This window comes from Acidiphilium acidophilum, from assembly GCF_033842475.1.
GTDB classification, from domain to species: Bacteria; Pseudomonadota; Alphaproteobacteria; order Acetobacterales; family Acetobacteraceae; genus Acidiphilium; species Acidiphilium acidophilum.
Genome location: NZ_JAWXYB010000018.1, coordinates 2,520,862 through 2,532,621, shown reverse-complemented (window position 1 = coordinate 2,532,621; position 11,760 = coordinate 2,520,862). Strand labels below are relative to the sequence as shown.

General features: G+C 60.2%; 11 protein-coding genes and 1 tRNA gene. 6 read left to right on the top strand and 6 right to left on the bottom strand.

The window, feature by feature from the left end; all coding sequences use genetic code 11:
• The first annotated feature begins 1 nt into the window (after position 1).
• The 4 genes from SIL87_RS14685 to SIL87_RS14670 all read left to right on the top strand — a co-directional run bounded on the left by SIL87_RS14685 (position 2) and on the right by SIL87_RS14670 (position 2,671).
• Positions 2–77: transfer RNA gene (locus tag SIL87_RS14685), tRNA-Phe, on the top strand.
• 23 nt (positions 78–100) lie between these two features.
• The gene (locus SIL87_RS14680) at positions 101–676 is read left to right on the top strand and encodes a DUF4337 domain-containing protein (RefSeq protein WP_319614875.1); all 576 of its coding nucleotides are present in this window, start codon (positions 101–103) and stop codon (positions 674–676) included.
• A 176-nt stretch (positions 677–852) separates the two neighbouring features.
• Positions 853–1,122, top strand: coding sequence for an HU family DNA-binding protein (locus tag SIL87_RS14675; protein ID WP_319615992.1), 270 nt, complete (start codon positions 853–855; stop codon positions 1,120–1,122).
• Positions 1,123–1,450: 328 nt separating this feature from the next.
• Complete coding sequence (locus tag SIL87_RS14670) at positions 1,451–2,671, top strand: Hint domain-containing protein (RefSeq protein ID WP_319614874.1); 1,221 nt, start codon at positions 1,451–1,453, stop codon at positions 2,669–2,671.
• A gap of 30 nt (positions 2,672–2,701) precedes the next feature.
• On the opposite strand, the gene SIL87_RS14665 is transcribed toward SIL87_RS14670, so the two are convergent.
• Complete coding sequence (locus SIL87_RS14665) at positions 2,702–3,709, bottom strand: ABC transporter substrate-binding protein (RefSeq protein ID WP_319614873.1); 1,008 nt, start codon at positions 3,707–3,709, stop codon at positions 2,702–2,704.
• Between the two features lie 315 nt (positions 3,710–4,024).
• Here SIL87_RS14665 and SIL87_RS14660 point away from each other — a divergent pair, with 315 nt between their 5' ends.
• Together SIL87_RS14660 and SIL87_RS14655 are read left to right on the top strand one after the other, a co-directional pair.
• Positions 4,025–5,026 (top strand): NAD(P)H-quinone oxidoreductase, encoded by a 1,002-nt coding sequence (locus SIL87_RS14660; protein ID WP_319614872.1) that lies wholly within the window; start codon positions 4,025–4,027, stop codon positions 5,024–5,026.
• 298 nt (positions 5,027–5,324) lie between these two features.
• On the top strand, positions 5,325–6,545 hold the full coding sequence (locus SIL87_RS14655) for a hypothetical protein (RefSeq protein ID WP_319614871.1): 1,221 nt from the start codon (positions 5,325–5,327) through the stop codon (positions 6,543–6,545).
• Positions 6,546–6,638: 93 nt separating this feature from the next.
• Here SIL87_RS14655 and SIL87_RS14650 read toward each other — a convergent pair whose 3' ends face one another.
• From SIL87_RS14650 to SIL87_RS14630, 5 genes are all read right to left on the bottom strand, one after another.
• Positions 6,639–7,424, bottom strand: coding sequence for an ABC transporter ATP-binding protein (locus tag SIL87_RS14650; RefSeq protein WP_319614870.1), 786 nt, complete (start codon positions 7,422–7,424; stop codon positions 6,639–6,641).
• Positions 7,425–7,524: 100 nt separating this feature from the next.
• Entirely contained in the window at positions 7,525–8,310 is a 786-nt protein-coding gene (locus tag SIL87_RS14645; protein ID WP_319614869.1) for an MlaE family ABC transporter permease, read from the bottom strand.
• A gap of 7 nt (positions 8,311–8,317) precedes the next feature.
• Positions 8,318–9,394: an alanine racemase gene (gene alr, locus SIL87_RS14640; protein WP_319614868.1), complete on the bottom strand. Its 1,077-nt coding sequence runs from the start codon at positions 9,392–9,394 to the stop codon at positions 8,318–8,320.
• 14 nt (positions 9,395–9,408) lie between these two features.
• On the bottom strand, positions 9,409–10,224 hold the full coding sequence (locus SIL87_RS14635) for an EcsC family protein (protein WP_319614867.1): 816 nt from the start codon (positions 10,222–10,224) through the stop codon (positions 9,409–9,411).
• Positions 10,225–10,253: 29 nt separating this feature from the next.
• The gene (locus tag SIL87_RS14630) at positions 10,254–11,735 is read right to left on the bottom strand and encodes a replicative DNA helicase (protein WP_319615991.1); all 1,482 of its coding nucleotides are present in this window, start codon (positions 11,733–11,735) and stop codon (positions 10,254–10,256) included.
• Positions 11,736–11,760 lie beyond the last annotated feature (25 nt).

Sequence of the window (11,760 nt, the reverse complement as noted above, 5' to 3'; positions counted from 1 at the left end):
GGCCCAGGTAGCTCAGTTGGTAGAGCATGCGACTGAAAATCGCAGTGTCGGTGGTTCGATTCCGCCCCTGGGCACCATCTTCTTCTTTCTGGTGAGTGACATGGACGGGATCGAGACTGCAACGGACAGTCTGGAGCGACACCAGCATTTGAAGGAGCATCCCGAGGCGCATCACGCGCGGCGGATGGCGTTGCTGATCGGTATCCTGGCGGCATGCCTTGCGATCTGCGAGATGGGCGAGAAATCGGCGCAGAACGATTACATCGCCAAGCAGATCGCCGTGAGCGATACGTGGGCGTTTTATCAGGCGAAATCGATCAAGGCGGATATCGCGGCGAGTCAGGCCTCGACCTTGGCGGCCATGGCGCGAGGAAACGATCCGGCGGTGGCCGCGCTGGCCGAGGCGGCGCAGGCACATGCCGCCAAGGAGATTTCAGACCCGGCGGGGCGGGAAGGCAAAGCGCAGCTGAAACAGCAGGCGCTGCGCCAGACCGAGGCGCGCGACCATCAATTGGAGCGGTACCATTTGCTGGAAATAGCGGTGGGAGCCTTGCAGATTGCCATCGTCCTTGCTTCGGTATCAGTGGTGACCGAGATCGTCGGCTTTGGGTTCGTCTCGCTCGGGCTGGGTCTTCTGGCATTTATCGGCGGCATGGCGGTGATGGCGTTGCTTTGATTTTTTGCAGGCATCACCTACCCCCTGTTCAAAGTTTCTGCGAATCGTTACAAGAATCGGGGCTCGCCGATTCGTTCTTGGCGGGTGCGTAGGATTCTTCAACCAGCCGGAAGCCCGGCATCGGTTCGTCCATCATGGCGATGGGGCCGATCAAGAACAGGAAAGGGGCTTCGACCATGTCGAAAGCGTTTCTCGCGGAAGTCATTCAGAAGTCGGCAAACCTCACCGGCGTGGCCTCGAACCGGACCGCGACCGAGCTGATGGAAGCGATCGTCAAGGAACTTAAGAAGAACGGCAAGTTCACTCTGCCGAGTTTTGGAACCTTCACCGTCCGCAAGACCAAGGCGCGAAAGGGCGTCAATCCTCGCACCGGCGAGGAGATCAAGGTGAAGGCGGGCAAGACGGTTCGGTTCAAGGCTTCGCCATCGCTCAAAAAGATGGTCTGATCGGTGGGCTGGTGCCGTATGACGGCTTGAATTGATCGAGTTGAACGATTGAATATAACGGCCGGATGTAAGTTCGGCTGTTATTTCCGGATTATATAAATTAAAATAGCAAACACCGCCGGGCTGGCTCAGGGACGTTGTTATCCGAGGAATCGTAGGCGTAACATCATTTAGACACGGAATTCTGGCGAGAAATAAAATTTGAAACGTGTCTTTGTTAAAAAATACTCTGTTATCAAAAGTAGAATAAACAAAATGTAAATAGATTGCAACCGATCGGTGCTCCTGATACGTAGTGATTACGCAGGGTTTAGTGCAGGAGCGGACAATGGGTGACATAACTGTAATCTCCGCCGCCATCGGTCGTTCAACGATCGCCGGTACCGTCGGCAAAGGCGACGCCTCCGTCGTTTCCGGGGAGCTTGCTGCGGGTCGTATTGTCGAAAACGTCACGCCGGAACCATGTGGCCGCTCTCCAGACGCGACGGAAGGGGGCGGCGTCGATCTGACCGTGTGTTTCCTTGAGGGCACCCGATTACTCGGTCTGCATGGCGACATCGCGGTCGAGGATATGGAACCGGGGGATCGGCTGATTACCGACAGCGGCGCAATGCGGCCCGTCAAATGGGTCGGTCGGCGCCTGATCGAAGCCACGCGCCATCCGCGTCCCGAAACAGTCTGGCCGATCCGGATCGAAGCCGGGGCGATCGACCATGGGTGGCCGGAGCGCCCACTCTACCTGTCGCCCGATCACGGCGTCTATCTCGATGGGTGCTTGGTTCCTGCAAAGGCGCTCCTGAATGGCCGGTCGATCATTCAGGAAAAGCGCGATCGGATCATTTATTATCACGTCGAACTCGAGAGCCATGACATTCTGCTGGCGGAATCTCTGCCGGTCGAATCCTATCTCGATACCGGCCATCGCGACTTCTTCGAGAACGGGACCGGCGCGATGGTTCTGCATCCGCACCTGACGCAGACGACCCGCATGGCCGGCTGTGCGCCATTCATCGATGACGGCGATGGCCTCGACCGGATCAGACAGCGCCTGATGGATCGGCTTCCAGCGTTGCAGCGCAGCGCCGACTGCCGTCTGCGCGCACTGCGTAACTCGGTCGAACTCCCGGTGACCGCGATTGACCAGTTGAACTTTCGGGTTGACCTAGCCGATAGTCAGGGCGATCTCGTTCTTCTCTCGAACGCTATGGTGCCGGCTGAGTGCGATGCAGCCTCACGCGATCGCCGCCGACTCGGGATTGATGTTGCATCTCTCGAAGTCGAGACCGTGGCGGGTAACCGGAGGGTCGCCCTGTCCGACCGGTCGCTGCGCTCGGGATGGCACAACGATGAATTCACCCATCGCTGGACCAATGGGGAGGCGGTGATTCCCGCAGCGATGCTCGAAGGCGGCCATGCTCTGTCGATCCGGCTGAACGAAACGGCGCGATACGTGGTCGATCCTGCAGCCGAGTGCCATGCATCCCGCGTCGCCGATCTGGTCATGACCCGCCAGATGAGTGCCCTGCGCCAGCTCGGGTTACTAGAATAGCCGGAGTCGTCGGGCTCGTCGCCTCCTGCGTCATAGCGACGTGCGCGGAGCTTTCGCACCTTCGATCGACGGATCGATCGTGACCAACGCTCCAGATCGCCATTGCTGCAGCGTGGCGAAGCTCGCGCGGTTTTGGCCGTCGGCATCGAAATCGACCCCCCAACCGTTCGCCAACGCACCGCGCTTGCGTTTGAGTGCGGTCAGTGCCGCTCCAAGACTCCGGCCCTGATCGAGGGCGGTAATGACGAGCATGGTCCCCACGTAAGTCGTGAGGCTGATGCTGCTGTGCGGCGGCGTTGCATAGCGATCGCGGTATGCCCGCAAAATCGCCTGCGCGGGTTTATCATAAAGCGGTGCATCGACGACCATGGTGTGCTCGATGCGATGACCAAGAGCATCACCGATTGCCGACATGCCATACCCGCTTCCGGCGCCGATGATCATGCGCGGTCGCCATGCCGCGATCGCCAAGGCTTCGTAAAGCAGTATGACGTGCTCCGGTTGCCCGGCATGGATCAGTAAGTCGATTTGGGCGCGCTGCATCCGCTCGACCTGATTGGAAAGGTCCAGCTTGTCCGAAGCATATCCCATCACGAGCAGGACCGGGAGCTTCGCCTGCTTCGCCTGGGCGAGCATAGATGCGGCAAAGGCCCCATCGGTAGCACCGTCATCGAACAGGAGTGCCACGCGCAGCGTCCCAGGGGCGCGATGCCATGCCGGCGCCAGCAGGCCCGTAATTGCTGCAACGGTACGAATTGCGAGATCGGTCGTCGTAAGCCCCGTCCGATGGAGCATTTTGAACCCGCGTGTGGTGATCGCATCGGCTGGCGCATCGAGTTCGACGTAGGGGATGTTCGCAAGTTCCGCAGCCGCCGTCGCTGCAAAAGAGCGGGATGAGGACATTGTCCCGAGGCAGGCGGTCGGCGGGGTTGAGGCTGCCAGGGCAGCGATGCTCTTCGTGGGGTCCGCCGCGTCGGCGCGGATCAGCCGGATAGGGTTCGGCCGAGACCGATTGGCGGTATCGAGGGCAAGAGTCACGCCGCGCCACGCCTCGTCACCTGCAAGCGCTTCCGGACCTGAACTGGGAAACAATCCGCAGAGGGTTGGTTGAGACGGGGGCGACGGAGCCTTTGCGCCACCGGCGGCGATCGCGCTCTCCGGGGAGACCGCTACGGCAGCGAGACCGGCAAACCCCGCACCGATCAGAGAGCGACGATCGAGCCGGGAACCGTAAGGTGAATGTGGGGGCGGTGGCGCGGTCATGCTGCCTATATATAGAGTGTGTTCGCGAGAGCGATGGGTGCCGACCCGTGCCGGTCGTTTCGCGCATTATCATGAATCAGGAGCCCCGCCATGAGCATTCCCGCCGAGATGCGTCATATCACCTTCAATCAACCAGGCGGTCCGGACGTGCTGTATCTGACCACCGGGCCGGTGCCTTCGCTGCAGTCCGACGAAATCCTCATCAAGGTGGCGGCTGCCGGGGTGAACCGACCTGACATCCAGCAACGGAAAGGTGCTTATCCACCGCCGCCCGGTGCGAGCCCCATTCTTGGACTGGAGGTTGCCGGGGAGGTGGTGGCCTGTGGGCCAGGGGTTACGACCTGGAATCGCGGCGATCATGTCACGGCTCTGTGCAATGGCGGCGGATATGCCGAATTTGTCGCCGTGCCGGCTGGACAGTGCCTGCCTTGGCCCGCTGGCTTCGATGCGGTTCAGGCGGCCTCTCTTCCCGAGACTTTCTTTACCGTTTGGGCCAATTTGTTCCAACTCGGACGACTCGCGCCCGGAGAGACGGTTCTGGTTCACGGCGGAACGTCCGGGATTGGCGTGACTGCAATTCAACTGGGCGTCGCCTTCGGCGCGGAGATGTACGCAACCGCCGGATCGGGTGCGAAGTGCGCAGCCTGCCTCGAATTGGGTGCGACTGGCGCCATCAATTATCGGGAGGCTGATTTCCTGTCCGACATCAAGGAAATGACCCAGGGAGCCGGAGTCGATGTGATCCTCGACATGGTCGGTGCGCCTTATGCGCAGCGCAATCTTTCCGCCCTCAAGCGGGACGGCAGGCTGGTGCAGATTGCGTTCATGCAGGGAAACGTGGCGCAGGAGTTCGACCTGCTGCCGATCATGATCAAGCGGCTCACCGTCACGGGATCGACGATGCGGCCCCGTACCGCTGCGGAAAAAGCGGCGATTGCGACCCAACTTCACGAAACCGTGTGGCCGTGGTTGGAGGCAGGCCGCGTCCGACCCGTCATAGCGGAAACTGCTTCGTGGGAGAGTGTATCAAAAATGCATCAAGTGATGGAAAATAGCTCTCACGTCGGCAAAATTATTCTAAAAATCAGTTAGGGAGAATTGGGTCCGGATCATTAAAATCGGAGACTTTTGCGCGAGAGTTAGGGAATCTGCACTAACTCTGGCCGACTATCGAACCCGATTGTGCGCTGCAGGAAACGTAATGATCTGGAAGGGAGGCTTTCCGTTACCGGCAAGGGGTTGCCCGAAAATGAGGCATATATTGCGGTTTTCTGGTGCTGGTTAGTCTGGGTGCCATCAGAAGTTAATAAATGACCGTGAAGTTTTCCTTGCTTTGCAGCATCGGGTCAGTTATCTGGAAACCATAAATTAAGTTTTTGGAGGCTTCCCGATGAGTAGTTCCGTTACGGTTGTAGGCGGTGTCAACAACACGACGATTTCAGGCACTGTCAGTGTCCCGGTGTCGGGCCTTTCGACGTCTGCATTGACCAGCCTGCAATCGTCGCTGAGTGCTCTCAGTCTCAGCGTAGTTGGTGGAACTGAAGGTCTGACCAACAGTGATCTCGCGAATGGTTCGGTCTACGGCTCCACGGTTTCCGGCACCGGCAATCTCCTCGTCCTGTCCAACACCGATTCGGTGGGGGCAACGACGGCGGGTTCGGTTTCGAATGTCGTCGGTGTATCGAGTATCTACAGTTCAGTTGTGGTGCAGGCTCCCGGCGCATTGACGCTCAATGGCAGTGGCGCAACTAACGCCAATTATCTTCTCGGGGCATCGAGTAACGTCGATCTCTTCACCGGCACTGGTAAGAACAGTGTTGTCGCGGCCGGTGGGACTGATACAATCAATATGCTCGGTAACACTGCCGTTACGGTCAGCGCCGGTGAGGATACCGTCAAAACATATGCCGGTTCGAACACGGTCGTCGCGACAGGTTCTGCCTCAGTCTACGCGGGAACACCGACCGGCTATGCCGGCAGTGTCGATTTCATCAACGGGTCGGTTGCCGGCTCAATGAATGCCGGTGCTGGTAAGGCCACGGTATTTGGCGGTAACGGCGGCGGCACGTTCATCGGCGGTACCTCCGGCAGTAACTCGCTGGTCGGCGGCAACGGCAGCGTCTTCCTTGTCGGCGGCGGCAACAATGACACATTGGTGGCCGGCGGCGGTGGCGCGACAAGCTCGAGTGGTGCCAATTATCTCTTCGCCGGTTCGGGCAATGAGACGCTTATGGCGACGTCGGTTACGGGCACCAACCTTTTCGCCGCGGGCAGCGGAACGGACGTCATGATGGGTTCCGGTAAGGACACCCAGTATTTCTTCGGGTCGACTGGTTCGGCAACCATGACCGGCTCGACCATGACGGGTTCGTCGAACATCTTTTTCTTCGGAACCTCCGGCAATTCCGGCGGCAACGACGTGATCACGAATTTCGGCAAGACCAGTCAACTGTTCGCGGTCGACGGCACCAACATTGCCGCGATCACTCAGGTTACCACAAGTGGCTCGCCGGGAGCGTTGGTCACTCTGAGCGACGGTACGCACATCACCCTGACCGGTGTTTCTGCGGCAAGCATCCAAGGCTCGATCGGTACGAGTTCGATCGCCTGATATCTGCAATCGATATAACGGCAAAACCCGGGACATCGTCCCGGGTTTTTTTTGGTCACGGATCAACGCGTCGATAGGTTTCGCCCCGTATCATCACTTTCGCAACGCCATCTTTATCGGCCCCTCACTACGGCCGTGAACGAATTGGTCGACCATGGGGTTGCCGCTGTTCATCACCGACGCGGCATCGCCTTGCCAGATCAATTTACCGTCGAGCAGCATGGCGATCCGATCGCCAATCCGAGCCGCGCTCGCCATGTCATGGGTGATTGCAATCGAGGTGGATCCAAGGCGCTTGACGCAATCGACGATCAGGCCGTCGATCACCGCGCCCATGATCGGGTCGAGACCGGTGGTCGGTTCGTCGAAAAACATGATCGAGGGTTCGGCTGCGATCGCACGGGCGAGGGCAACCCGCTTCTGCATGCCGCCCGAGAGTTCGGCGGGGGAAAGATCGCCCACACTCGCATCGAGCCCGACTTGTGAGAGCACTCGTGCCGCGACAGTACGCGCTTCCGAACGGGTCACCTTGCCCCGGGCCAGAAGCCCGAACGCAACGTTCTCCCATACCGTGCGACTATCGAACAAGGCGCCGTTCTGAAACAACATGCCGATCTGATCACGCAATACCCGGGCACGCGCCGGCTTTGCCTTCAAGACGTCTTCGCCGTCGATCAGGATTTCACCCGCATCCGGCCGGATCATGCCCAGAATGCATTTCAGAAGCACGGATTTTCCCGTGCCGGACCCGCCGATGATAACCATGCCGGTCCCCGGCATTACATCGAGGTCGATGCCGTCGAGCACGCGTTTGGCACCGAATGCCTTTTTCAGGCCGCGGATGCGAATTTTTGGTTGATTTGCGGGGGATTGGCTCATGGCGCGACTGACGCCTCCAGTTTGATGTCCGGTGCGCGCCGACGCGATCGTCGCATGAGCGCCATAAAGATGGGTTGATCGCCGTCGATGATGATTATGCTCAGGGGGTGAAGAAGGCCTGGGTCAAGACATAATCGAAAGCAAGGATCATGATGGAAGCGGAGACCACGGCGGCAGTGGTTGCGCCGCCGACGCCTTGCGCACCGCCGCGTGAGCGATAGCCATGGAAACATCCCATCAACGCGATGATGAAGCCGAACACGGCTGATTTGATCAATCCCGAAACCACGTCCGCCGCTTTAAGATAGCTCAACGTATCCTGTAGATACGCGGTCGGGTCGAAGCCGAGCCGTACCGTTGATACCAGAAAGCCGCCTGCCACCCCCAGAATATCGGCGACGACAACCAGCAACGGCAGCGCGATCACGCCGGCGAGGAGTCGTGGTGTCACAAGGTAGCGCATCGGATCGGTCGAAAGCGTCGAGAGCGCATCGATCTGGTCGGTGACGCGCATGGTCCCCAGTTCGGCTGCCATGGCGGAACCGGCGCGGCCGGCAACCATCAACCCGGCCAAAACCGGTCCGAGTTCCCGCGTAAGCGACAAGACGACGACGCTTGCGATTACACTCGAACTGTCGAACCGGGAGAACCCGACATAGCTCTGCAGTGCCAGTACCATACCCGTGAACACAGCGGTCAGGGCCACCACGGGCAGGCTGAAAAAACCGATCTCCATCAAGGCCCGCCCGAAATTACGCAAATAGAATGGCGGGCGAAATAAACCTGCCAGCGCCGCGACAGTGAATATCGCCAGTTCGCCAAGCAGAGTGATGATGGAAAGGACAAATCGGCCGAGCGTGGCCACCGGATCGAGCACGAGGTTCATGTGTTGATTATACCGATTTTGCGACGCGCCGATAGCGGCGCCCCAGGCTGGTCAGAATCTCGTAGCCGATCGTGCCGGCTTCGGTCGCGATGTCGTCGATTCCGTGGTTGGGGCCGATCAACTCGATAGCGTCGCCCACCAAGATATCCGGATAATCGGTGACATCGAATGTCATCAGATCCATCGAGATCCGGCCGACGGACCGAATGCCGCGGCCCTGATGCTGTGCAACAAGGCGGCCGGCCAAGGCCCGGGGCATGCCGTCGGCGTAACCGACTGCGATAGTGGCGATCCGGGAGGGGCGCATTGCCTGCCAGCTCGCATCATAGCCGACCGTCTCTCCGGCCTCGATGGCCCGAACCTGCACGATCGGAGCTGCGAGATGGACGACGGGACGCATCGGATTGGCCGAGCCCGGTGTCGGATTACCACCGTACAGCGCGATCCCCGGACGTGCGAGATCGGAGGCGAAATCCGGGCCGAGAAACAGCCCCGCAGAGTTCGCAAAACTCGTTCTGAGTCCTGGAAACGAAGCAGCCACTGCTGCGAAGCGTTTGGCCTGGATTTCTGTTTCGGCAGCTTCGGGGCGTTCCGCCGAAATGAGGTGACTCATGACGTATTGCAGGGAAGCGCCTCCAATACGCTCCGGTTCGGTAACAAGCCGGGCGAGATCGGCGCTGTCGACTCCGAGGCGGTTCATCCCGGTGTCCACGTGAAGCAGAGCCGGAAACCGCCTGTCCGATTTATGCGCGGCATCACTCCACCGGATTGCGTCGGCCAGGGAGTTCAAAGCGGGGATCAGGCTATGGCCGGCGAAATCGCGTTCGGCACCCGGCGGACATCCGTTCAGCACCGCGATCCATGCGGTTGGCAGCACGCTACGGAGTGCAGCGCCTTCATCTGCGGTCGCGACGAAAAATCGTCGGCATCCGGCTTGTGCAAGAGCGGGTCCAATCAGGGCCGCACCAAGACCGTAGGCATCCGCCTTCAATACGGCGGCGGTCTCGCCGGCGTGGCGTGCGGCGAGACGCGACCAGTTCGCGATCACCGCACCGACATCGATCGTAAGAGTCGGCGCAAACATCCGGTCAGGCAGGCTCAGGCGGCATTACGAAACAGATGTTTTCGCTGCCGGTATTCCTCGACATGTCGATCGAAACAGGCGCGCACGGCCTCGGCATCGCCATATTTCCGTTCGAGCGACCGAAGCGTGAAATGAACCTGCGCCATCGTCTGAAAATAGCCCATGAACAGGTAGTTCACTCCCGCACCGGCCACCGCGCCGACGACCGGAACCATCGAGGCCAGCACCTGATCGGACATCACGACCGAAAACCGCGAGGCCACGGTTCGCAGAAAAATCGAGATCGGTGCATGGGTCATGGCGCCGCGCACCGCCCAGTAGCTCGCCTCGATATCCTCGTTTTCATCACGGATGGTGCCGAAACCGAACACTTCGAGGCAGGCGCGGCGGGTTTCGAAATCATCGAGATCCTCGCCATGGCTGCGGGCGATTTCGGCAATCGAGCGGAACATCATCGTCATCGTGAAGGGAATGTCGGCAAGTCCCAACACGCCCCCCGATAACCCGGACAGCGCCCCGCTCACCGCAACCGCATTTCGGTAACGCTGTTCGGGCGCGACACCCACATGCTTGCCCGCCAGCCCGAAACGCGACGCGCTGAGCAGCGACCACATGGCTTCAGAGGCATATTCCTCGACCGCGCGCCGACCATTCGGCGCAATCCAGTTGATCGCCCGCTCGACCGCACTGCCTGCGGTACGACCCACCCGGTTGAGCGCGCGGGTGAACAGACCGCGCGAGGCGACGAAGCGGGCGGCCGCCTGATCGACCAGAAGGCGGTCAGCCTCTGAAAAACCTGCGCAAGCGTTGTTGCCGATCATTGTCGCCATAGGGTGGAGTCCTTTTTCCCGATCCGAGATTATTCATGTTGGGTGTCCAGATCGGCAAATCGAGTAAATTCGGCTTCAAAAAATAACTGGATCGTCCCGGTGGGCCCATGTCGCTGCTTGGCAAGCAGCAATTCCGCCTTGTTGTGAACCAGTTCCATCTTGCGTTGCCAGTCATCCAACGCCGTCTGGAAATCGGCGTCCTTCATGTCGGTCGGCTTGGGCATGCGCATCTGCAGATAGTATTCGTCGCGATAAACGAACATCACCGCATCAGCATCCTGCTCGATCGTGCCCGACTCCCGAAGGTCGGACAGTTGAGGCCGCTTGTCCTCGCGGGATTCGACGGCGCGCGACAGCTGCGACAGGGCCAGCACCGGTACGACCAGTTCCTTGGCGATCGCCTTGAGACCCTGGGTGATCTGGCTGATTTCCAGCACCCGGTTGTCCGGTTTGGTCCCGGCGGCGGGTCGCATCAACTGGAGGTAATCGACCACGATGAGCGCAAGCCCGCGTGTGCGCTTGAGTCGACGGCAGCGCGTCCTCATGGCGGAAAGGGTGATTGCCGGGGTATCGTCGATCACCAGCGGCAGGCGCGAAATCCGCCGTGACACGGCGACAAAATTGTCGAAATCCTTCTGGCCGATCTCGCCCCGCCGGATACGATCCGAGGAAACCCGCGCTTCTTCGGCGAGCAAGCGGGTCGCGAGTTGCTCGGCGCTCATTTCGAGCGAAAAAATCACCACTGCCTGCTTGGCCTCGGCGTTGGCATTATCCACCCGTGCCTCATTCAGGAGAGCCTGGGCCGCACCGTAGGCAATCTTGGTCGCCAGAGCGGTCTTGCCCATGCCGGGGCGTCCGGCGAGAATCAGCAAATCGGAGGGGTGGAGGCCGCCGGTTTTGTTGTCGAGGTCGGTCAGTCCGGTGGTCAGTCCCGACACCTTGCCGTCGCGCTCGAACGCCTTGGCTGCCGTATCGATTGCCATGGTGAGTGCGGTCTCGAAGCTCATCGCGCTGCCTTCGGCGCCGCCGCGAGTTGCCAGATCGAACAGCGCCTGCTCCGCCGCCTCGATCTGCGATGAACCGTCGAGTTCGGGTTCGGCCCCGAAGGCGCGGTTGACGGTCACTTCGCCGAGATCGATCAGCTGGCGCCTGATCCAGGCATCATAGATCGTCCGACCGTAATCCCCGGCATTGATGATGCCGACCATGGCCGATAGTAGCTGCGCGAGATAGGCGGGACCGCCGACTTCATCCAGCAGGCCGGAATGTTCGAAGGTCGAGCGCAGCGTCACCGGATCGGCCAGTTGCCCGGCTTCGATGCGCCGGGCGATCGCCTCGAAAATCCGCCCATGCACGGCGTCGGCGAAATGCTCGGGAGCGAGGAACTCCGAGACCCGCTCATAAGCCTTGTTGTTGGCAAGTAGGGCTCCAAGCAAGGCCTGCTCGGCCTCGAGATTGGCCGGGGGCTGGCGTTGGGACAGGCCGAACAGCGGGGGATCAATGGCATTCATCATGCCCATATTACCCATCCCCGGG